At 34.7% G+C, this 23,332-nt stretch carries 24 protein-coding genes and 1 pseudogene; 17 read left to right on the forward strand and 8 right to left on the reverse strand.

Annotation, left to right across the window (positions count from 1 at the left end; translation table 11 throughout):
* Positions 1–74 precede the first annotated feature (74 nt).
* Both PQF83_RS04555 and PQF83_RS04560 read left to right on the forward strand, forming a co-directional pair.
* Complete coding sequence (locus PQF83_RS04555) at positions 75–1,547, forward strand: flavin monoamine oxidase family protein (RefSeq protein WP_001168144.1); 1,473 nt, start codon at positions 75–77, stop codon at positions 1,545–1,547.
* A 75-nt stretch (positions 1,548–1,622) separates the two neighbouring features.
* On the forward strand, positions 1,623–2,207 hold the full coding sequence (locus tag PQF83_RS04560; protein WP_061184784.1) for a GNAT family N-acetyltransferase: 585 nt from the start codon (positions 1,623–1,625) through the stop codon (positions 2,205–2,207).
* A 24-nt stretch (positions 2,208–2,231) separates the two neighbouring features.
* Here the strand turns inward: PQF83_RS04560 and PQF83_RS04565 are convergent, their stop codons facing one another.
* A complete protein-coding gene (locus PQF83_RS04565) occupies positions 2,232–3,134 on the reverse strand; it encodes an aldo/keto reductase (protein ID WP_000442825.1) in 903 nt (300 codons plus the stop codon).
* Between the two features lie 163 nt (positions 3,135–3,297).
* Here PQF83_RS04565 and PQF83_RS04570 point away from each other — a divergent pair.
* Positions 3,298–4,248, forward strand: a pseudogene (locus PQF83_RS04570) (CobW family GTP-binding protein).
* A 96-nt stretch (positions 4,249–4,344) separates the two neighbouring features.
* On the opposite strand, the gene PQF83_RS04575 reads toward PQF83_RS04570, so the two are convergent.
* The 5 genes from PQF83_RS04575 to PQF83_RS04595 form a co-directional block, all read right to left on the reverse strand.
* Entirely contained in the window at positions 4,345–4,815 is a 471-nt protein-coding gene (locus PQF83_RS04575; protein ID WP_000172420.1) for a GNAT family N-acetyltransferase, read from the reverse strand.
* A 373-nt stretch (positions 4,816–5,188) separates the two neighbouring features.
* Positions 5,189–5,593, reverse strand: coding sequence for a hypothetical protein (locus PQF83_RS04580; protein ID WP_000617398.1), 405 nt, complete (start codon positions 5,591–5,593; stop codon positions 5,189–5,191).
* A gap of 87 nt (positions 5,594–5,680) precedes the next feature.
* Positions 5,681–6,091, reverse strand: coding sequence for a hypothetical protein (locus PQF83_RS04585; RefSeq protein ID WP_000621152.1), 411 nt, complete (start codon positions 6,089–6,091; stop codon positions 5,681–5,683).
* Between the two features lie 16 nt (positions 6,092–6,107).
* Positions 6,108–7,649, reverse strand: coding sequence for a WXG100 family type VII secretion target (locus tag PQF83_RS04590; RefSeq protein ID WP_000249913.1), 1,542 nt, complete (start codon positions 7,647–7,649; stop codon positions 6,108–6,110).
* 304 nt (positions 7,650–7,953) lie between these two features.
* On the reverse strand, positions 7,954–8,904 hold the full coding sequence (locus PQF83_RS04595) for a metal ABC transporter substrate-binding protein (RefSeq protein WP_001126173.1): 951 nt from the start codon (positions 8,902–8,904) through the stop codon (positions 7,954–7,956).
* A gap of 267 nt (positions 8,905–9,171) precedes the next feature.
* Here PQF83_RS04595 and PQF83_RS04600 point away from each other — a divergent pair, with 267 nt between their 5' ends.
* Entirely contained in the window at positions 9,172–9,321 is a 150-nt protein-coding gene (locus tag PQF83_RS04600; RefSeq protein ID WP_000540927.1) for a hypothetical protein, read from the forward strand.
* Between the two features lie 115 nt (positions 9,322–9,436).
* Positions 9,437–10,096, forward strand: coding sequence for an oxidoreductase (locus PQF83_RS04605; protein ID WP_001042754.1), 660 nt, complete (start codon positions 9,437–9,439; stop codon positions 10,094–10,096).
* 29 nt (positions 10,097–10,125) lie between these two features.
* On the opposite strand, the gene namA is transcribed toward PQF83_RS04605, so the two are convergent.
* On the reverse strand, positions 10,126–11,163 hold the full coding sequence (gene namA / locus PQF83_RS04610; RefSeq protein ID WP_001107026.1) for an NADPH dehydrogenase NamA: 1,038 nt from the start codon (positions 11,161–11,163) through the stop codon (positions 10,126–10,128).
* A 133-nt stretch (positions 11,164–11,296) separates the two neighbouring features.
* On the opposite strand from namA, the gene PQF83_RS04615 reads away from it, so the two are divergent.
* From PQF83_RS04615 to PQF83_RS04640, 6 genes are all read left to right on the forward strand, one after another.
* Positions 11,297–11,749 (forward strand): methylated-DNA--[protein]-cysteine S-methyltransferase, encoded by a 453-nt coding sequence (locus PQF83_RS04615; protein WP_000283894.1) that lies wholly within the window; start codon positions 11,297–11,299, stop codon positions 11,747–11,749.
* A gap of 25 nt (positions 11,750–11,774) precedes the next feature.
* Positions 11,775–12,758, forward strand: a complete 984-nt coding sequence (locus tag PQF83_RS04620) for a DUF2628 domain-containing protein (RefSeq protein WP_002163686.1) — start codon at positions 11,775–11,777, stop codon at positions 12,756–12,758.
* A gap of 83 nt (positions 12,759–12,841) precedes the next feature.
* The gene (locus PQF83_RS04625) at positions 12,842–14,503 is read left to right on the forward strand and encodes a peptide ABC transporter substrate-binding protein (protein WP_000824541.1); all 1,662 of its coding nucleotides are present in this window, start codon (positions 12,842–12,844) and stop codon (positions 14,501–14,503) included.
* 58 nt (positions 14,504–14,561) lie between these two features.
* Positions 14,562–14,978: a FosBx1 family fosfomycin resistance bacillithiol transferase gene (fosB, locus tag PQF83_RS04630; RefSeq protein ID WP_000911688.1), complete on the forward strand. Its 417-nt coding sequence runs from the start codon at positions 14,562–14,564 to the stop codon at positions 14,976–14,978.
* A 14-nt stretch (positions 14,979–14,992) separates the two neighbouring features.
* Positions 14,993–15,538: a short-chain dehydrogenase gene (locus PQF83_RS04635; protein WP_000543147.1), complete on the forward strand. Its 546-nt coding sequence runs from the start codon at positions 14,993–14,995 to the stop codon at positions 15,536–15,538.
* 12 nt (positions 15,539–15,550) lie between these two features.
* The gene (locus tag PQF83_RS04640; RefSeq protein WP_000859181.1) at positions 15,551–16,162 is read left to right on the forward strand and encodes a phosphoserine phosphatase 1; all 612 of its coding nucleotides are present in this window, start codon (positions 15,551–15,553) and stop codon (positions 16,160–16,162) included.
* Positions 16,163–16,217: 55 nt separating this feature from the next.
* Here the strand turns inward: PQF83_RS04640 and exsB are convergent, their stop codons facing one another.
* Complete coding sequence (gene exsB, locus PQF83_RS04645; RefSeq protein WP_000817501.1) at positions 16,218–16,796, reverse strand: exosporium protein ExsB; 579 nt, start codon at positions 16,794–16,796, stop codon at positions 16,218–16,220.
* 181 nt (positions 16,797–16,977) lie between these two features.
* Here exsB and cotH point away from each other — a divergent pair, with 181 nt between their 5' ends.
* From cotH to PQF83_RS04675, 6 genes are all read left to right on the forward strand, one after another.
* Complete coding sequence (gene cotH, locus PQF83_RS04650; protein ID WP_000937982.1) at positions 16,978–18,054, forward strand: spore coat protein CotH; 1,077 nt, start codon at positions 16,978–16,980, stop codon at positions 18,052–18,054.
* 105 nt (positions 18,055–18,159) lie between these two features.
* The gene (locus PQF83_RS04655; protein WP_000216914.1) at positions 18,160–18,777 is read left to right on the forward strand and encodes an NUDIX hydrolase N-terminal domain-containing protein; all 618 of its coding nucleotides are present in this window, start codon (positions 18,160–18,162) and stop codon (positions 18,775–18,777) included.
* Between the two features lie 104 nt (positions 18,778–18,881).
* The gene (locus tag PQF83_RS04660) at positions 18,882–19,484 is read left to right on the forward strand and encodes a DedA family protein (protein ID WP_000881208.1); all 603 of its coding nucleotides are present in this window, start codon (positions 18,882–18,884) and stop codon (positions 19,482–19,484) included.
* 96 nt (positions 19,485–19,580) lie between these two features.
* Complete coding sequence (locus tag PQF83_RS04665) at positions 19,581–20,960, forward strand: putative polysaccharide biosynthesis protein (RefSeq protein WP_000678833.1); 1,380 nt, start codon at positions 19,581–19,583, stop codon at positions 20,958–20,960.
* A 335-nt stretch (positions 20,961–21,295) separates the two neighbouring features.
* Positions 21,296–22,237, forward strand: a complete 942-nt coding sequence (locus tag PQF83_RS04670; RefSeq protein ID WP_000932396.1) for a magnesium transporter CorA family protein — start codon at positions 21,296–21,298, stop codon at positions 22,235–22,237.
* A 198-nt stretch (positions 22,238–22,435) separates the two neighbouring features.
* A complete protein-coding gene (locus tag PQF83_RS04675) occupies positions 22,436–23,332 on the forward strand; it encodes a permease (protein ID WP_000418725.1) in 897 nt (298 codons plus the stop codon).

Here is a 23,332-nt window from a genome sequence, read left to right on the forward strand (position 1 = left end):
TTATGTTTATGGAAATTTATGAATAAAATGCACTAAACGACTAATGCCCATTTGATGAAGTAAGGGGTGGAATTGTGCAGAAAGATATAATGTATAACACGGAGATGGATGAAACGTTAAAAATTATAAATAAAGGATTAAAGAAGACGACGAGTCCAAAGCAAATTATTGTAGTAGGGGCTGGCATGGCTGGATTAGTTTCGGCATCTTTATTAAAAGCTGCGGGACATGAAGTGAAGATTTTTGAGGCAAACAACCGGGTAGGTGGCCGCATAGAGACAGTTAGAATGGAAGATACCGGTTTATATTTGGATGTAGGGGCGATGAGAATTCCGTATTCGCATACATTAACGATGGCATATATAAGAAAATTTGGGCTACAGGTAAGCCCTTTTATTAATAGGAATGAGACTGATATTATTTACGTAAACGGCCGAAAAACGACATTAAAACAATATGAAAAAGAGCCAAGTATATTAAAGTATCCTGTGGAAATGAATGAAGTTGGGAAAACGTCTGAGGAGCTATTATTGTTAGCGGTACAGCCTATTATAAATTTTATTAAAAAGAACCCAGAGAAAAATTGGGATGTTGTAGTAAATGATTTTGGCAGATACTCTACAGGACAATTTTTAAAGTATCACCCTTATCAATATAATACTTACTTTTCACCAGTAACAATTGAGATGATTGGCGTTTTGTTGGATTTAGAAGGTTTTTTAGAAAGGTCATTCGTTGAGACATTACGTTTTTTATACATTATGCAAGAGGAGAGCGGATTTTGTGAAATAATAGGCGGTAATGATAGATTGCCAAAATCTTTTTTACCACAATTAGAGGAAGATATTATATATAATCAAAAATTAATGAAGCTACATCAGCATGATAATGGTGTGACAGCTTTCTATCGAAACGAAGAAACGTTTGAATATAGTAGTATTACAGGGGACTTAGTTATTGTTACCATTCCGTTTTCGACAATGCGGTTTGTAGAAGTAGATCCATTTGATTCTATATCTCATGAGAAATGGAAAGCAATTCGTGAATTGCATTATATGCCAGCGACAAAAATAGGAATTCAATTTAAAAGTCGATTTTGGGAAGAACAAGGACAGTTAGGTGGCAGAATTATAACAGATTTGCCAATTCGTTACGCCTATTATCCAAGCTATGGAATTGGAGAGAAGGGACCAGCTATGATGCTAGGAAGCTATACATGGTCTTATGATGCGTTGTTATGGGATGGCTTATCAAAGGGTGACCGTATTTATTACACATTACAAAACTTAGCAACGATATTAGGTGGTCAAGTATATGATGAATTCTTATCTGGTATATCAAAAAGTTGGACGTTGGATCCATATGCACTTGGAGGGTTTGCTCTATTTCAGGCAGGTCAAGAATCAGAGTTGCAACCAGCGATTGTCAAACCAGAGGGAAGAATATTCTTTGCTGGAGACCATACAACGTTATATCACGGATGGATACAAGGGGCAATTGAATCTGGCGTTCGTGTTGCGGTAGATGTAAATGAATTAAATGTATAAAATTCAGAAATTTCTTTACTGTATAGTTTGAGATGGATATTATTATATATAAAAGAATTATAGGGAGTGTTTACAGTGAATCCATTATTATTCGATTTTCCTTCTGAATTTTATACTGAAAGGTTATTGATTCGAATGCCGAAACCAGGTGATGGTAAAGTTGTATACGATGCCATTCAAGCTTCTATGAAAGAATTAAAACCATGGATGGTTTTTGCGCAAAAAGAGCAAACAGAGGAAGAAGTAGAAGTGAGCATTAGAAAATCACATATTCAATTTTTACAGCGTGAGGACTTAAGATTACTAGTTTTTTCGAAAGAAACAGGTGAATTTATTGCATCGGCTGGATTACATCGCGTTAATTGGAATATACCACAATTTGAAATCGGATATTGGATTGATTCAAGGTTTAGTGGAAAGGGCTATATGGTCGAGGCTGCGAAAGGCATAACAGATTATGCTTTTTCTGAACTGAAAGCAAACCGCGTAGAAATTCGTTGTGATTCTTTAAATAAGAAAAGTAGAGCGATCCCTGAGAAATTAGGTTTTAAATTAGAGGGTGTTTTAGAAAGTGCGAGTGTTGCAGTAGATGGAAATGGATTAAGGGATATGTGTGTATTTGCGATGACTAGAAATACATATGAAAAAGAAGAGCTGTAGAGAAACGGCTCTTCTTTTTGTGTATTATGGTACAGGATGTCCGTTAGAGCTTTCGAAAATTGTAAACCATTGTTGACGGTCTAAGTTAACTTTTGTAGCAAGAGCGGCTGTTTTAACACGATCTAATTTACCAGATCCGATGATTGGCAACATTTTAGCTGGATGTGCAAGTAACCAAGCATACATAACCGTATCGATACTAGAAACACCTAGCTCAGTAGCAACTTTTTGCACAGTTTCACGTACACGTACAGCACGTTCTGATTGACCAGTAAAGATTTCTCCGCCAGCAAGAGGTGACCAAATCATTGGATTGATTCGTTTTTCCTGACATAAATCAATTGTTCCCTTTTCAAAATGCTCAAGCTGCAGAGCTGATACTTCAATTTGGTTCGTAATAAGCGAGAAATCTAAGTATGAACTTAACATATTGAATTGGGAAGGTAAAAAGTTAGATACACCGAAATGCCGAACTTTTCCTTCTTGTCTTAAGCGTGAGAACGCTTCTGCCACTTCATTTGGATCCATGAAAGGATCAGGACGATGGATAAGTAATACGTCAATATAATCTGTATGTAAATTTTTAAGTGAAGCTTCTGCACTTTGAATAATATGTTTTGCACTAGTGTTGTAGTGAGCAACATAACGCTCTGGAAATTTCGGTGATGGGGGAGCGATTCCACATTTTGTGATGATTTGCATGTTTTCACGTAAGGAAGGCTTTAGTTGTAATGCCTCTCCGAACAGTCCTTCACACGTATAACCGCCATAAATATCAGCATGATCAAAAGTAGTAATTCCCATATCCATACAATCTTCAATGAAAGAAAGTAATTCTTGTTTCGTCATATTCCATTCTGCTAAACGCCAAAAACCTTGAATCATACGAGAAAATTCGAGTGCTTCGGTCATTTGAACTCGTTCCATTATAGTACCCCCTTGATGAATGATTATTTTTTGAAAAGGCTTTCTTACTACATATTATTATATAGTTAGAGGGGCGTACAAACAATAAATATGTTTTGCTACAAAAACGATTATTTCTATATGATATAATGTAAAAACATATAGCTAGAAGGAGAGGTACAAAATGATTCCAGTAACAATATTAACTGGTTTTCTTGGTTCAGGGAAAACGACATTATTAAATCGTATTTTATCAGAGAATCACGGTCAGAAATTGGCGGTGATCGTAAATGAAATCGGGCAAATTGGTATTGATAATCAGTTGATTATGAATGTTGAAGAAGAAATTATGGAAATGACAAACGGCTGTTTATGCTGTACTGTACGTGAGGATTTACTCGTTGCGTTAAAACAATTACTGGACGTAAAAGCAGAAGGGAAAATGGACTTTGATGGATTAGTAATTGAAACAACGGGTCTTGCAAATCCAGGTCCTATTATTCAAACATTCTTTTTAGATCCTGTTATTCAATCTGCATACCAAATTAATGGTGTTGTAACAGTAGTAGATAGTTATCATATACATAAACATTTTGAAAAAGGGCTAGAAGCAAAAGAACAAATTGCATTTGCTGATGTTGTATTAGTGAATAAGTTAGATTTAATTGAAGAGAGTGAAAAAGAAAATCTCCTACATGAATTGTAAGGAATAAACCCGACTGCAAAGTTAATTCAGTCGACTAATTGTGATGTGGATATTCCATCGTTACTACAAATTCAAACGTTTAAAACGAAAGATACGTTACAAATTTATCCTCATACAGAGCATAATCATTTAGAAGGTGTAAAATCGTTTGTACTACGCGAAGAGCGTCCGTTAGATTTACAAAAACTAAATGAGTGGATGTCAGCTGTCGTTCAAGAACTAGGAGAATATTTATATCGCTACAAAGGAATTTTATCGATTGATGGAGTGGATAAACGTATCGTTTTCCAAGGCGTACATACGTTATTTGCTGCTTCGTATGATAGAGAGTGGCAAGAGGGCGAAGATCGAGTAAGTGAAGTTGTTTTTATCGGAAAAGATATTAATAAAGAATGGTTCCAAGCACATTTCGAGGAGTGTGTGAAATAAGTCTGCGTTTATTGCAGGCTTATTTTTTGGACTTAACTAAGTGTTTTGTAGAAAAATACTAGATTGCCAAAAACGAAGGACTAAAAAAACCTGTTTTCACAGGTTTGTATGTTCATCTAAAAGTAACTCCATTACAACACCTACAACAGGACCTTCATCATCAATATCGCCATTTAAACGGAAGCCAAATGACTCATATAATCCCATTGCAAGTTTGTTGTCTGGGTGTAAACTTAAATAAATTGTTTTACATTCAAATTTATTTTGTAAGAATTGAATAAGCAAGCGAAGGAAACGTTTTGCGTATCCTTTTCCTTGATATTGTTGGTCAATCATAAAGCGGTCTAACCATATGCTTTTACGTTTTTCACAATACCATCCATACATTGCATATCCTACAAGTGTTTCTCCATCATATAAACCTACTGACGTTCCGTTTCCCTCATATAATGATTCTGCTAAAGAAAACGCATTGCTTTCAATAAATTGCTGCTGGTCTTTTGCGACGTTTAAAGCAGCTACCGAACGCCAATTTTTTTCTGTTACTTCACAAATGTGAAGAGTCATAATTCCAACTCACCTTCTAAATTAATATAGCTTAAAAGCTAATATGGATAATTTTACTTGTTATTTTGGTCAAGTCAAGCAGAAACACATAAACATTATGCTAATAAGAGCATCTCCATTGGTGAACTCAATATTTTTATTCACTGCACATTGCACTCGTTGAAGGGGCACTTGGTTTTGTATTGTCTGCTGTATGTAATATCCTACAGGAGAAATTCTGGATTGTGTTTTTAGGAACATATTGATCCTTATATTTATCAATTTGGATAGCTAGTTAAAATAAAGATGCTGGTTTAGGATTTGCTATTGTTACAAAATAGGTAAGGATTATAAAAGCAGAACCCTTATACGGTTCTGCTTTTATTTGGTGTAATTAATTGTCTATATCTAGTGTAAATCCCCATATAGGTTTTTTTTCTTCAATTAACTCAACATCTGTCCTATTTACTTCCATATGAAATTCCCCACGACCTGGTACAGACATATTTAGTTTGTGTCCTACCTGTGGATTATTTGTAGCAATAACTACTTTTAATTCGCTTGCAGTTAGTACTCCGAAATTATGTCCTTTATATTTTGCGTATGTTGTAATTTCATAAGCGGTATCCAAGTCTTCTTTTTTTATTTTTTTAAAGAAAATATTTTCATCCCAATCATCTTGAATAAAACCATTTAATAGTTCAGCTGGATCATTCGATATAATTTCTAGATCATCTTTCTTTCCAGCTAACATGTATTCTTGTCCATTATATAATCCATATTTTCCATCTCTAATCATTGAGTCACCTAATCTACTGTTTTTCGGTTGCCGGTATTAAACGGCAGAACCTTTGTGCTTATAAGGTTCTGCTGTTATCTATTGTAATTAATTCTCTTTATTTAGTGTAAATCCCCAGATAGGTTCTACTTTTTCAATTAACTCAACATCTTCTAGTCTTACATCTTTTACGAATTCCCCACGACCAGGTGAAGACATTCCTAATTCTTTTCCTACTTTGGGATCAATCGTATATATTGAAACAGTTCCCTTGTCTTTATTTTCTCCAATAATTCGAAACATAATTTCTTTATGCTTGGCAAAAGGTGTAATGTCATACGCTGTTTCTAACTCGGATTTTTCAACTTCTTTTATAAATAAATTGGGATTTCGTTCGTAGGGTGTAAAACCGTTTTGTAAGTCCTTTTGATTTGTAGAAGTTAATATAAACCGATTACCGATTTTGGATATACTATATTCTGTCCCTTTATAAACTGCATACTCATCTCGTCTAATCATTTCCATAATTCCTTTCTTAGTTCTTAGTCACAGCTGGAATAAATTTTTTATCTAGCTCGCTATATATTCCTACCAATCGTTCCTTTCCGTTTACAACTTCATATATTTCTGCTCCATCATGTGGTCTTAATTTCTGTGGAAATTGAGATTCATATTCTGGAATAATACGTCCGTTTTCAGACATTACAAATCCATTTCCTGTTTGAGGATATTGTAAGTAATCGCTAGGTTTTTTATTTATTGGGTCATTAAAATTATCGCCATAAGGAATATATAGTTTTTCCGCATCATCCGATGTAAATCTAATAACACCAAAATCACTTTCGGTAGTAAATTTGGTTTTGTGATAATCTAAACGTAATGAGTGAAATAAGTCATGTGATGATTGAATGTCTGCTACATCTTCAAATTTTGCAACGCATCCCCCGACTTCATTGAATCGCTCATCCATTAAGTATTTTTTTATATCTTCTAACGGAATTGCTTTCTGCATCATTGTAGTAGAAGTTGGTGCGGGAACACTGTCTCTAATCTGTTTCATGGCTACTACTTCTTCTGGACTAAGTTCATGATACATTTTTGTTTTTAGCTCATTAAACTTTTCACGTGATATATCTACATCCCGCAAAACAGAATCTATTTGATTTTCAAAGTTACTTTCAGCTAGATGTTCGATTTGTTCACGTGTATATCTCGGTTTGATTTCTGCCACTGTTCCGCCAGTATTCTCTAAATAACGTTTTACTTGTGCTTCACCTACACTTGTGACAGGTTGGGACCTATCACCTTTAGCAAACTGGTAGGTTGAAAGTTTTTCTTCGGCTTGTCTAAAACTAGCACTATCAAATACAGATCTACCACCATTACCGCCTGCGAAAGCCAAATTATCGCCTTTATTAAATAATTGTCCAGCTTTCGAGATACCTTGAGAGAATTTAGCCCCTTGTGCTAGCTTTGCAGCCTTACTGACCCCTTTATCTCCAAGAAGACCTAATCCAATTTGTGTTAAAGCGTAAGATCCCCATCTTGCACGGGTCTCTGCATCTCCATTTATCACATCTTTGTTAAAGGAATCTGATAACGCATTCCACATAGCAGGTAAAGCTTCATCTAAATGGGTGACAGTGTAGCCCATGCCTTTCCAAGTTTCCCAGTCACCTAATGCTTTTATACCGTCGATTGTATCTCCAACAGCATCTCCCGCACCGTCTACTATACCATCCCATACTTTTCCTAAGAAAGATTTTTCAGGTGCTTTACTAGACTTAGTCGTTTTTTGGGATGTTACATCTTCACTATCTGCAACGCGGAATTTCTCAGCAATTCTCTTTAATTCTTCTTCAACATGCACAAGCGCATTAATAGCTGTGAATGCGGATGGTCTTGCATTGTTAAACATTTGAACGAAATTTTGATTTGATGCGCCTGTCCATTGAAAACACATGTAATCAATTTGATTGCATAAGTTATTATGTATAGATTCTAATGCATGCTTTGTATCGTTTGCCCGTTTTGCAACTCGTTCCAATTCTTCGGGCGTTACTTTTATTTGAACCATTTTTTTCCTCCCTTTCCCGATTAAAATTATGAGGTAAGGAAGGGGAAATATAAATACTTAATATTAAGAAAAGACAGCTAAATTATATGAAATAATTATGGATGAATCTAATGTAAATGTGAAGTGGATATAGAGTTTTTATGAGCATGAAAAGATGTAGTTTCAATTGAAACTACATCTCTAAAATGAACTACTCTTGATTCTTAAAGATTTTCTCATCCATATTAAAGTTAAAATAAAAAACTGTCTCCAAAAGGTCTTGTTTAAAGACCTTTTGAGACAGCCTCTTCTTATCAAAAGTTGATTAGTTAGTAGCTTCTTTCAATGTATTTACGTTTTCTTCCATTAAAGTGAAGTAATCTTTATTATTTTTCGCATCGTCTTCAGAAATAGTAGCTAAGTGATTTAAGCGTAAAATCTTTGTACCTGTTTCTTTTTGAATAACGGATGCTACTTTTGGAGTAGAAAATGTTTCAAATAAAATATATTTTAGATTATGTTCTTTTACTGTTTTTGTAATGTCAGCAAGTTGTTTTTGAGATGGTTCATCAGAAGCTGAAATACCGGCGATAGCAATTTGTTTCAGGCCATAGCGTTGTTCCCAGTATCCATAAGCCGCATGAGAAACTAAAATATCTTTCGTTTTTGCATTCGCAACTGCTGCTTTAAATTGATCATCTAAATCAGTAAATTTTGTTTGAAGTGCTGCAAAGTTTTTTTCGAACTCTTGTTTATGGTCAGGTTGTAATGCTACAAGTGCATTTTTAATTTTTTCTGCTTGTTTCATTGCTAGAGTAGGGTCTAACCAAATGTGTGGGTCTTTATCGTGATGATGTTCATCCTCTTTATGGCCGTCTCCGTGATCATGATGCTCTTCTTCAGTAGAAGTACGCAGTTCAATACCTTTTGATGCATTTACAATTTTAACGTTTTCTTTTTGTAATGTTTTTTCCATTTTTTCAGCAAATGGTTCTAATTCAGCACCGTTATAAACGAATAAATCGGCTTTTGCAACTTGTACTGTTTGTTTCTGACTTGGCTCAAATGTATGAGAATCGGCACCAGGCGGATAAATTGCTTCAACAGTTACATAGTCGCCACCAATTTTTTTTGCGAAATCTGCAAGAGGAAAAATAGTTGTATAAACAGTTAGCTTTCCATCTTTCTTGGCATTACCTTCTTTTGTATTTGAGCAGCCAGTAAAAATTAAAGTGAAAATAAGTAAGAATGAAAATATAGTCAATCTTTTAGGCATGAAGTTCTCCTCTTTTCTTTTTTTACGGATATATTTTCCCCAATTATAGAAGAAAAATATCATTTTAACACAAAACGGAATAATTACGTTTTAGTTTGCGAACTTAGTATAATACATCTTTTATAAAGTTGCAATAAATAATAATCATTCCGATTTGATTTTGTTATAAAGTTGTCAAATATAGGTGTGTTATTTTTGCGAATACATGCATATGTGACAACGCTGTGTTCATATATATGAAAGGAGGGTGTAGAGGGGGCTGAGTGTTTGGGTTACTTAATGGAAGCTATTTTATTGATATTAGCGGTAGTATTACCATTAGCCGTAGTCTTAATTTTTTTAAGAAGATTAATAAGTAATTTAGGAGATGCATCAACCGTAACAAAATTACGAGAGAAAGATGAGAAAAAAGAGTGAGTAAAGCACTATGCGTACGCATAGTGCTTTACTTGTGGTAAAATGAGAGAAGGAAACTCCTAAAAGTTGTATGTTACTAAAGGAGAGAAAAGTAAAATAAGAGGTATATGCATATATGAATAAGCGAACAGCGTTAGTACTTGGTGCAAGTGGTTTAGTTGGGCAAGAGATAACGCGTCTATTACTTGAATCAGATTACTACGATTCGGTTACTATTTTTGTAAGAGAACCAATGCAATGGCAACATGAAAAGTTACAGCAAAAGCAAGTAGATTATTTGGCATTAGAGGAATATAAAGAGTTCTTTGCTGTAGATGACGTATTTAGTTGTCTAGGAACAACAATCAAAAAAGCAAAAACGAAAGCTAATTTCAAAAAGGTAGATTATGAATATACGTTACGAGCGGCTTGTTTAGCTGAAAAACAAGGGGTGCAAAATTTCCTTGTTGTGTCCTCAATGGGAGCGAATCCTAAATCGTTTTTCTTTTATTCACAAGTGAAAGGAAGAATGGAAGAGGAATTGCAAAAGTTAGTAATTGGTGGTATTCACATTTTTAGGCCATCTTTATTAGTAGGAAATCGACAAGAATTTCGCTTTGGTGAAAGAATGGCGGAAAAATTATCTCGTATGATTCCTTTTATATTTAAAGGAGCCTTCAAAAAGTATAAACCAATTTCCGCTAAAGATGTGGCAAAAGGGATGTATATAACTGCATTGCGAGAAGAATCAGGTATCCACATTTATAATTCGAATGAAATTACAACGATAGAATAAATAAAACCGAGAAGAAAAGCTTCTCGGTTTTATTTATTTGTACTGATTTTCCCAGGCGCTCGCTCGTATTGATACGGTTCTTCTAATTCAAAGCCAAGTTCATTGGCGGCTATTCTTGGGAAGTAAGGATTGCGAAGTAACTCACGTCCGATAAAAATTAAATCTGCTTCGTTATTATTTAAAATTTGCTCTGCTTGTGCCCCGGTCGTAATCAATCCAACTGCACCAGTTGCAATGTTAGCATGCTCTTTAATATGTTTAGCATATTGTACTTGATACCCAGGGTAAACATCGATGCGCGCAGGTACAACAGCCCCAGAGCTACAATCGATTAAATCTACTCCTTGTTCTTTCATCCATTTTGTATATTGTACATAATCTTGAACTGTTAACCCGTCAGGATGATAATCATTTGCTGAAATACGAACAAATAGCGGTCCGTTCCAAACTTCATTTATCGATTCAATGATTTCGCGTAAGAAACGATATCGATTTTCAGGTGAACCACCATATTCATCAGTCCGCTTATTGGTAAGTGGAGAAAGAAATTCATTAATAAGATAACCGTGAGCACCGTGTATTTCAATAACGTCAAATCCAGCTTGTTTGGATCGTACTGCAGCTTGCTGAAAAGCTAATACAGTATCTTTAATTTGGTGTTTGCTCATTTCTATTGGCATTTTCATTGTTTCATTAAATGGAATGGCTGAAGGAGCTAACGCATTTGTTTCTAATTCTGCTTTTCTTCCAGCATGAGCGAGTTGAATGGCAGCTTTTGCACCATTATCGTGTATAAAAGTTGTCGCTTTATGTAAGCCTTCAATTAGACTGTCATCCCAAATGCCTAAGTCTTTATTTGAAATTCGACCTTCAGGTAACACGGCTGTTGCTTCAATCATAACTAAACCAACTTGACCAGCAGCTCTTGTTCCATAATGAATGAGATGGAAATTCGTTACTTGGCCATCCTCGTTTTTCGATGAATACATGCACATAGGTGACATAACAATCCGGTTTTTTAATGTAACGTCTTTAATTGTATAAGGTGAAAAAAGTTTGTAATTCATCCAATAGCCTCCTAGATTGAATTTTCTTACATTGTATCATTCTCGTTTTTGTTTCTCGAATAAAACGCTTATACGAAAAATTTTGTCTATTCGTGTTACAATAATGAATATGAATTGAATTGGAGGATGACATATGTACCAAGCTTATTATGAAAGTGAATTAGGCTTGCTAGAAATTACAGCGAACGATAAAGGAATTACGTCTGTTATATTTGTTGATGAGAGACAAGAAGAACATACAAATGAAATGATAGATCAATGTATAAATGAGCTCGATGAATATTTTAAGGGGAATAGAAAAGAGTTCACAGTCCCGTTGTCTCCTGAGGGAACAGCATTTCAAAAAAATGTATGGGATGCGCTCTATACGATTCCTTATGGCGTAAGTGCTTCATATTTAGATATTGCAGAGAAAGTCGGAAATACGAAAGCTGTACGAGCAATAGGAGGAGCAAATAGTCGCAATCCGATTTCAATAATCGTTCCATGTCATCGTGTAATAGGAAAGAGCGGGAAACTTGTTGGGTATGCGGGCGGTTTATGGAGGAAAGAGTGGTTATTAAAACACGAAGGTATTTTGAAATGACGTATGGATGGGAAGAGGGATTGTTTTGAAATGTATAAATTGTGGGCAACTTTGCGAGGGAAATCAGCTGAATTGTGAAAGTTGCCAGCGGACTTTGCATACTGAACAGAGTGAAGGAAGTTCGCTAATAGACAAGGAATTAGAAGTATATGTAGGGAGACAATATCCGTATTACAAAAGGAAATGGGAGCTTGAGGAAAAGCGGATTGCTAGGTGGAGCTGGAATGGTTGGGCAGCTATTTTCAATGTAGGTTGGCTCGGATATCGTAAGTATTATTTACCTGCAGCTTTATTTGTAGTGTTATTATTAGCGTGTGATGCGTTTTCTTATTATATGGGCTTCAACGTAGCATTGCCGATCATTAATATGGTGCCTCTTACGTTTCTATTACTCGTTTTTATTTTATTTGGAATGGCGATTTTTGCGAATGGATTATATTATCAATTTGCAGAAAGGCGTATATATCGAATAAAAGCAAGAGAAATTCAAGATGGATCGGTTGAAAAGTACCTCATTCGTGATAGTGGTGGAACGAGTAAAATGGGAGCAACAATTGTTACGATTTTAGCGGTTGCTAGTATTTTTATCAGCCATTTCTTTTTCCCGACTGATCGAGATATTATTCAAAAAGTTCGTACAAGCTCGCTATATGAATATCCATTCCTTTCAATTGGTGAATCGTTTGAAAATTATTTTAGAAATCCGGGTTGGGCATATTATCGTGGCACGGAAGGATTAGAATTGGTAGAGTTCCAAGGGGATAGTCCGGATATGTCGAAGAAAAAGGTTACGATCCAATTTGTTGTTGATTATAAATTGGGTGAGATTGAGCCATACTCACTTATGATTAATGGCGAATCTAAAAATGAGGAAGAATTTTTAAAGATAATGGACGAAATATTTAAAGTTCAAAATCCATTTGACATAGAGGATGGATTACAAGTAAAAGAAAAAGAAGTGGATAGTAGAGCTCTCTATCCGCTTCTTTTTTTGTATATACGAAAATAATATTTGAAATAATCTGAATCTTTTGTATAATAATATGTATTATACTGGCTTTCATTTATACATATAGATTGGGGGAAGGAACAATGAAGAGAAAGGTAACAACGATTGCTGCAGTTGCATTATCGACTAGTATATTAGTTGCGGGTTGCGGAAATGGGGAGAAGGCATCTACAACGAAGAAAGAAACAGGTAAGGGGGCAGCAGATAAGCAAGTATTAAACTTACTAGAAACAGCTGAAATTCCTTCAATGGATACGTCAAAATCAACAGACTCTGTATCATTCCGTGCCTTTGTAAATGCAATGGAAGGATTATATCGTTTAGATAAGGATAATAAACCAACTCCAGGTATGGCAAAAGACGTGAAAATTAGTGAAGATAAAAAGACATATACATTTGAATTACGTGATGCAAAATGGTCAAATGGTGATCCAGTTCGAGCGCAAGATTTTGTATATGCATGGCAACGTACATTAGATAAAGCAATGGCAGCTGAGTATGCATTTATTTTATTTGATGTAAAGAATGCACAGAAAGTAAATAAAGGAGAGTTACCGTTAGATCAATTAGGAGTGAAAGCGAAGGATGATAAAACTTTAGTAGTAGAATTAGAACAACCAGCACCATATTTCCTTGAGCTTACTTCATTCCCAACATTTTTCCCTTTAAATGAAAAATATGTGAAAGAACAAGGAGATAAATACGGATTAGAAGCAGATAAATTATTATATAATGGACCATTTACGATGAGTGAATGGAAACATGAAAGAAGTTATCAGTTAAAGAAAAACCCTAATTATTGGGATAAAGATACTGTGAAGTTAGAAGAAATTAATGTGAATATTGTGAAGGAAACAAGCACAGGAGTAAATTTATATGATAGTGATCAAGCTGATCGGGTTATTTTAACTTCTGAATTTGTTGATAAATATAAAAAGAATAAGCCAGATGAATTTAAAACGAAGTTAGATCCACGTATGTATTTCTTACGTTTTAACCAAAAAAATGCAACGTTTAAAAACCAAAAAGTTCGTGAAGCAATTGATCTAGCATATGATAAAAAAGGAATTGCAAATGTTATTTTAAATGACGGATCATTGCCAGCGTATTTCTTAGTACCTGAAAAATTTACGACAGGACCTGATGGGAAAGATTTCCGTACTGTAAATAAAAATTTCCGTGACAGTAAAGATAATGCAGCAAAAGCGAAAAAATTATGGGAAGAAGCGAAGAAAGAACTTGGTCAAGATACAATTACAGTCGAATTACTAAATGATGATAACGGTAGTCGTAAAAAAGTAGGAGACTTTATTAAAGAAGAGTTAGAGAAAAACTTACCTGGTATTAAAGTGAATTTAAAACAACAGCCATATAAGCAGAAGTTGGATTTAGAAAAGAAACTTGAATATGAATTCTCTTTATCTGCATGGAGTCCAGATTATCCAGATCCAATGACTTATATTGATATGTTTGTTACTGGAAGCTCATTTAATGAAATGGATTATTCTAATCCGAAGTATGATGAGTTAGTAGCGAAATCAAAAGGAGAACTATTAAAAGATGATAAAGCACGCTGGAATGCACTTGCAGAAGCGGAAAAAATCTTAATTGGTCAAGATGCTGCCATTTCTCCTACGTACCAACAAAGTACCGCATACTTAGAAAAACCATACGTAAAAGATATTGCAAATCATACGTTTGGTGGGGACTTCAGTTATAAATGGGCATATATTACAAAAAAATAGTATAATAAAAGATGAGTGAATTTTCGCTCATCTTTTATTTGTATAGGAGGAATTAGAGTTGTTAAAAGGGATCAATCATCTTTGTTTTTCAGTATCTAATTTAGAAGATTCTATTACATTTTACGAAAAAGTATTGGAAGGAGAATTATTAGTTAAAGGAAGAAAACTTGCATATTTTAATATATGTGGAGTATGGATAGCGCTTAATGAAGAAATACATATTCCAAGAAACGAGATTCATCAATCTTATACACATATTGCGTTTTCTGTTGAACAGAAAGACTTTAAACGTATACTGCAGCGATTAGAAGAAAATGATGTTCATATTTTACAAGGAAGAGAACGTGATGTAAGGGATTGTGAATCTATCTATTTTGTTGACCCAGACGGGCATAAGTTTGAATTTCATTCAGGGACATTGCAAGACAGGCTTAATTATTATAGGGAAGATAAACCTCATATGACGTTTTATTAAGGGGGCAAAGAAAGTTGCATGCGCTAGTAATTGGTGGAACAGGAATGTTAAAGAGGGTGTCTATGTGGCTTTGTGAGCAAGAGTTTCATGTTTCTATTATTGGAAGAGATGAAGTGAAATTAGAAAATGTTAAACGAGAGAGTGCTATACCAGAAAATATCACATGTCTTCCGTTAGATTATCATAATGATGACGATGTAAAGGTAGCTATTAAAAGCGCAATTGAGCGGAATGGCCCAATAACATTAGTTGTCGCATGGATACACTCAAGTGCAAAAGATGCGTTATCACTTATTTGTAGAGAATTAGACTTATCGTCTGAAACATACGAAGTTTTTCATATTTTAGGCAGTAAAGCGTCGAGAATAGCCTCACAAAAAATAGGCGGTACGCGATGTAGCTATCATAGAATAATTTTAGGTTTTATATTAGAAGATACATACGCAAGATGGCTTACTCATGAAGAAATATCGGATGGGGTAATAAAAGGAATTGAAAGTAAATGTAATGAATGGATTGTAGGACGAGTAGAACCGTGGGAATTGCGGCCAACATGGTAAGGGGGAATTGAAGTGAAGACAACGGTATATGTAACAAGGCATGGTGAAACGGAATGGAATGTAGCGAAGCGAATGCAAGGACGAAAAAATTCTGCTTTAACTGAAAATGGTATACTGCAAGCTAAGCAATTAGGAGAGCGAATGAAAGATTTATCTATTCATGCAATCTATAGTAGTCCGAGTGAAAGAACCCTTCATACTGCAGAGTTAATAAAGGGAGAACGTGATATACCGATAATCGCGGATGAGCATTTCTATGAAATTAGCATGGGTATATGGGAAGGACAGACAATTGATGATATAGAAAGGCAATACCCAGACGACATACAGTTATTTTGGTATGAACCACATCTTTTTCAGTCAACATCAGGAGAAAATTTTGAGGCTGTTCATAAAAGGGTAATTGAGGGGATGCAGCTTCTTTTGGAAAAGCATAAAGGAGAAAGTATATTAATTGTCTCCCATGCGGCAGCAGCAAAATTACTTGTAGGACATTTTGCGGGTATTGAAATAGAAAATGTGTGGAATGATCCATTTATGCATAGTGCTAGTCTCAGTATAATAGAATTTGAAGATGGTAAAGGTGAAGTGAAGCAATTTGCAGATATAAGTCATTTTCAATAAAGCGGGATAAACGTAAAAAAGGCCGCAAAACGGCCTTTTTTTGTAGGCATAAAAACTAACAATTACGTTTTTTATACCAGAAGTGATCAAATTTCTTGTGTTTGCAAGATGGGAATTTATGTCCGCCTTTGCAATCATTCCATTTGTGTCCATCATCGTGACAGTCTTTACCATGATCGCATGAATCATCGCAAGAGCCGCCGTGTCTATGCGGGAAGAATTCGCACTTTTTACAGAAACTTCGTTTAGTCCAGAAAAATTTCTTTTCAAAGCGTATGCATTTTGTAATGAATGTACAATGTTTTCTGCGAGTACGTTTTGTAACTAAAACGCATTCTTTTCTACGCGTCACTTTCGTAACGAACGTCCATTTTTGAACGCGTACACGAGTACATTTTGTAACAAATGTCCATTTTTTCACATGTGTACATTTTGTAACGAACGTACAATGTTTCACGCGAGTACATCTTGTTCTTGGACATTTACCCCCAGTTGTACATTTACATCCAGTTGTACAAGTATGATGAGTGAATTTATCATCATCGCATTCAAAAGTACTTGGATCTTGGTGTAAGAAATCCTCCATCCCAGCACTTTTGATTTCTTCAACCGCTTTTCTAATATCACGTTTCATAGAAATCCTCCTTATCATGTATTAAGTTGAAAAGGTATTCTTTTTCCTTAACAGGATATGTATGTAGGTATCTTTCTGAACAGGACAAGAGTGTAATTTTATATAAATAGATGATAGCGGATGTATGGACAAGGCGAGTTGCATACATTGAATGAAGAGAACTGAGAAGGGATGAGAAAACATGCTACCTTCATATGATTTTTTTATTCATCCAATGTACTTAGTGGAATTGAAAAAAGACATTTGGTCAGACAGTCCAGTACCAGCAAAATTAACTTATGGAAAAAAGAAGTATGATATTGATATCGTATACCGTGGTGCTCATATTCGTGAATTTGAGAAAAAATCTTATCATGTTATGTTTTATAAGCCTAAAAAATTTCAAGATGCGAAAGAGATTCATTTAAATTCTGAGTTTATGGATCCGTCTCTCATACGAAATAAATTATCTTTAGACTTTTTTCATGATATTGGTGTACTTTCACCGAAATCACAACATGTGTTTATAAAAATTAATGGTCAAATTCAAGGTGTATATTTACAGTTAGAATCAGTTGACGAAAACTTTTTGAAAAATAGAGGATTACCGAGTGGTTCTATTTATTATGCGATAGATGATGATGCGAATTTTTCTTTAATGAGTGAGAGAGATAAAGATGTTAAGACCGAGCTCTTTGCGGGTTATGAATTTAAATACTCGAATGAAAATAGTGAAGAACAGCTGAGTGAATTTGTATTTCAAGCGAACGCTTTGTCGAGGGAATCTTATGAAAAAGAAATTGGGAAGTTTTTGCATGTTGATAAATATTTACGATGGTTAGCTGGCGTTATTTTTACACAAAACTTTGATGGTTTCGTTCATAACTATGCACTATATCATAATGATGAAACAAATTTATTTGAAGTAATACCGTGGGATTATGATGCGACTTGGGGGCGAGATGTACAAGGGAGACCACTTAATCATGAATATATTCGTATTCAAGGTTATAACACGTTAAGTGCAAGATTGTTAGATATACCTGTATTTAGAAAGCAATACCGAGGTATTTTGGAAGAAATATTAGAAGAACAATTTACCGTTTCATTTATGATGCCGAAAGTAGAAAGTTTGTGTGAGTCGATTCGTCCTTATTTACTACAAGATCCATATATGAAAGGAAAATTAGAAATATTTGATCAAGAAGCTGATATGATTGAGGAATATATAAATAAAAGAAGAAAGTATATACAAGATCATTTACATGAATTGGATTAATTTTGAAAGAGATTGGAACATTATCAATCTCTTTTTTTGTATAATAAAGAAGTATTGGTAGAATTGGCGTAATATATACTTAATAAAGGATGGAGATGTGGAAACATGACGGTAAAATGGATTGATTGGGTAAAACAAATACAATCTATAGCTCAAGCGGGTTTAACGTATTCTAAGGATGTGTATGATATAGAACGTTTCCAACAATTACGGGATATTTCCATTTCGATGATGTCACATTATACAAAGACAGATTGGGAAGTTGTAGAGAAGTTATTTGCAAGTGAGACAGGCTATCAAACACCTAAAGTCGATATAAGAGCAGTCGTTTTTCAAAATGAAAAGTTATTATTTGTGAAAGAAAAAAGTGATGGGAAATGGGCATTGCCAGGTGGATGGGCTGATATCGGTTATACGCCGACAGAAGTAGCAGCAAAAGAGGTTTTCGAAGAGACAGGTTATGAGGTAGATCATTTTAAGTTACTCGCTATATTTGATAAAGAAAAACATCAACCATCGCCTTCAGCAACGCATGTATATAAAATTTTTATTGGCTGTAAAATTATTGGCGGTGAAAAGAAAACTAGTATTGAAACAGATGATGTGGAGTTTTTTGGTGAAAATGAATTGCCTAATTTATCGATTGCTAGAAATACAGAAGAGCAAATTAAACAAATGTTTGCCTACATAAAAGAACCTCAGAAAGAAATAGTAATAGATTAATAATGCGTATGCCTGTGATATTGTCGGCATGAAGATATTGGCAGAATGCAACCTTTATGTAATAATGAGATGGTATGTGAAGAAAAAAGGAGATAGAAAATAAGATGTTAGCAAGCATAATAGATCAGTTATTGCAATTTTTTGCAAGTTTAGGTTACTTTGGAGTAGCGCTAGCTTTAATGATTGAAATTATCCCAAGTGAAATTGTACTTTCGTATGCTGGCTTTTTAGTCGCAGATGGTAAAATTAGCTTTGTCGGTGCAGTTATTGCTGGAACAATCGGTGGTACTTTAGCCCAAATCTTTTTATATTGGCTTGGATACTATGGTGGACGTCCAGTTGTAGAGAAATATGGGAAATATCTGCTTATTAATAAACACCATTTAGACATAGCAGAAAATTGGTTTAAGCGTTACGGAGCAGGAGTAATCTTTTCGGCACGTTTTATCCCAGTCGTACGTCATGCAATTTCTATTCCAGCAGGATTAGCTAAGATGCCATTAAAACTATTCACACTGTATACAGTAGTTGCGATTATTCCGTGGTCAATACTATTTATATATTTAGGTGAAAAGCTTGGTGGAAATTGGCGACATATTAAAGAGTATGCATCTGACTACACACATTACATAATTATAGGAGCGGTTCTCTTTGTTGCTCTATACTTCGGTTTAAAGTATTTCAAAAAGAAAAAAGCAGCGCGTTAAAGTCAATGATTTTTCATTGGCTTTTTTATTTGTTTTGGTTCTAAAAAAAAGGAGTTGTCCATAATGTGTAATAATAAAGCGTAGCGGAGGAATGTGATGAAAGGGTCACCGTTTATACGTGGAACGATATTTTTAACAATGGCAACGATGATATCTAAAATGTTAGGGTTTATATATGTTATACCATTTACAGCTATGGTCGGTACGAGTGGGTACGTTTTATACACGTATGCTTATCGTCCATATACAATTATGCTTAGCATTGCGACGATGGGACTACCACTTGCAGTTTCAAAGATGGTATCAAAATATGATCAATTAAATGATTATCATACGGTTAAGAGAGTGCTGAAAAGTGGAATTGTTTTTATGTTTATAATGGGAATTTTTTCGTGTTTTACGTTGTATATGCTAGCTCCGCATTTGGCTAAACTTGTAATCGATGGAAATGATCAAACGGGGAATAGTGTAGCGGCGGTCACTACTAATATTCAAATTGTCAGTTTTGCGTTAATACTCGTACCAGTAATGAGTTTATTAAGAGGCTTTTTTCAAGGATTTCAATCGATGGGGCCTTCTGCTCTAAGTGTAGTTGTAGAGCAATTTTTTCGAGTCTTAACCATCTTGATAGGAAGCTTTGTCGTTTTATATGTTTTAAAAGCTTCTATCTCACTAGCTGTTGGTATTTCAACGTTCGGTGCTTTTATGGGAGCGATAGGTGGACTAACTGTTTTAAGTGCGTATTACATAAGGAGGAGAAAGCACTTAAAGAAAAAAGAAATGGCAAGTATACCGCAAACAACGAAATCTTTTTTTTCACTATATAAGGAGCTCTTTACATATTCAATACCATTTGTTGTGGTTGGTTTAGCAATTCCGTTGTATCAGACGATTGACACATTTACAATTAATAAATTACTTATACAAATAGGATATATGCAAGGAGAAGCGGAGAAGATTAATGCGATAATTGGACTTGTTCAGATGGTTGTACTTATCCCAGTTTCCGTTGCGACTGCTTTTAGTATGTCACTCGTACCTGAGATGACAAAAGCTTATACAGCAGGAAATGTGAAGTTACTGTACAAACATTTTACGAGGACGAATCTATTAGTAGTAGGTATTACGGTACCCGCGGCAATTGGAATGATGGTGTTAGCAAAACCAGTGTATACTCTTTTATTTGGTGCCGGAAATGATCCGGAGATGGGAAGCGTTATTTTACAGTATTACGCTCCTGCTTGTATACTATTTTCGCTTTTTACAGTAACGGCTGCAATGTTGCAAGGAATTAATCAACAACAGAAAACAGTGCTAGGGTTAGTGATTGGCATTATTGTGAAGATCGTTTTAAATATTGTATTGCTTCCGTATTTTGATTATGTAAGTTTTATTATTTCAACATACGCTGGTTATACGATTTCAGTTGGCTTTAACTTGTGGATGCTTTCTAAATATGTTATAAAGGCAACATAAGCTTTTTAAGGCAGAGAGCACTCTGTCTTTTTCTTTGTTTATCCCGCTTTAACGGGCAGTAAGATCCTCACCTCAAAATTCAGCGAAAGAAAAGAAGTTTGGTTGGGGGCGGGCTGCCCGTAAAAGCCCGATTGGTGAGGGCTGAAAATCAGTGGGGGGATGAAGCCCCCCACTGATTAAAGTTTCACTTTATAATATTTTTCTTATAAAAACGTTTTCAAAATAATTTTTCTATTGAAATTTAAACGTATGTTTCATATGCTGAGAATGGCGGTTCAAAAACTGTTATGTAAGAGAGGTAGATTCCTACATGTAAAAAGAATCGGGGTGATAGTATGTTAAATATTTATTTAACAGACCGAAACGGAAAACTACAAGAGGTTGAGGAAATGCAAAAGGGTTGCTGGATTAATGTACTTCATCCAACGGAAGAAGAAATTCAATATCTAGTACAAACTTTAAATGTGGACTTAGATTTCATTAAAGACCCTTTAGATGATGAAGAACGCTCTCGTATTGAAAAGGAAGACAATAATACTTTAATAATCGTGGATATTCCAACAGTTAGACATGATGAAGAAGGAAATTCGATTTATGACACGATTCCAATAGGTATGATTGTAATGCCAGATTGCTTTGTGACAATTTGTTTAGAAGAAAATCCAATTTTTGAACGTTTTATTAATCAACGTATTAAAGAATTTTATACGTTTAAAAAGACACGCTTTGCACTTCAGCTCTTATATACGATTTCTACTTACTATTTAAGATACTTAAAGCAAATTAACAGAAAGACAATCGATTTAGAGCATCAATTAAATCAGTCGATGAAAAATAAAGAGATTTTCACATTGCTAGGTCTTGAAAAAAGTTTAGTTTACTTTACAACATCATTGAAGGCGAATAAAATTGTAATTCAAAAATTAATGCGTAACAGTACATTTTTAAAAATGTATGAAGACGATCAAGATTTATTAGAAGATGTATTAATTGAAAATAAACAGGCTATTGAAATGGCGGAAATATATAGTCATATTCTAAGTGGAATGATGAATACTTTTAGCTCTGTTATATCGAATAATTTGAACAGTGTTATGAAACTGTTAACGTCTATTACAATCATTTTATCATTACCAACAATGGTCTCTAGTTTCTTCGGAATGAACGTAAAGGTTCCATTTGAAGGTGAGGCTCAAGGTTTTGTAATTGTACTCATAATATGTGCAACATTATCTTGCGCTTTAGCATTTGTATTTTGGAAGAAACGTTACTTTTAACGATAAGAAAGCTGCTCTAGCATAGTTGTGTAACTGCGCTAGAGCAGCTTTTTTGCTATGAAATCCCAAATTTTGAATAGAATATAACTTATAAAATGTAATGTATATGAAAGGGATGAATTCCGTATAAGTCTTGTCCAATCAATAAAATGGGGTTAAAATTACATATTGTTAATGAAAAGTTGGAGGAAATACATCATGGAATTGTTTCAATTACCGAAAGCATTCCTGCAAATGAATACAATCTTTATCTCCATATTGATCGAAGCACTTCCTTTTGTGCTCATTGGTGTATTTATTTCAGGATTCATTCAAATGTTTGTGACAGAAGATATGGTAGCAAAATGGATGCCGAAAAACCGATTTCTGTCTGTTTTAATGGCTACTTTTTTAGGGATGATGTTTCCAGGTTGTGAATGTGGAATCGTTCCGATTGTTAGGCGATTAATTGGAAAAGGGGTTCCGCCATATGCCGGGATTGCATTTATGTTAACTGGTCCAATTATTAATCCGGTCGTATTATTTGCAACATACGTTGCCTTTGGAAGTAGTATGCACATGGTATGGTATCGTTCTATTGTAGCGATTATCGTAGCAATCATTGTTGGAATTATATTATCATTTATGTTTAAAGAACATCAATTACGAGATGATCACTTCCCAGAAGTGAATCATAAGCGTCCATTACGTAAAAAAATGTGGGATGTATGTACGCATGCTGTTGAGGAATTTTTCTCGATGGGAAAATATTTAGTATTAGGTGCATTAATTGCAGCTGCAGTTCAAACGTTCGTACAAACTTCAACACTTCTTGCTATAGGACAAGGTCCGTTTTCTTCACCAGCTGTTATGATGGGACTTGCTTACATTTTATCACTTTGTTCAGAAGCAGATGCATTTATTGCTTCGTCATTCCAAAGTACATTTTCAACAGCATCACTTGTCGCGTTCCTCGTATATGGACCGATGGTGGATATTAAAAATATGTTTATGATGCTTGCGACATTTAAAACAAAATTTGTAATTGTCGTTACAGTTACAGTTACAGTTGTTGTTTATGCAAGCTCACTACTCATTTATGCGATGGGGTGGTAG

It is taken from the genome of Bacillus sp. FF-1, from assembly GCF_028548245.1.
Classification (GTDB): Bacteria; Bacillota; Bacilli; order Bacillales; family Bacillaceae_G; genus Bacillus_A; species Bacillus_A paranthracis.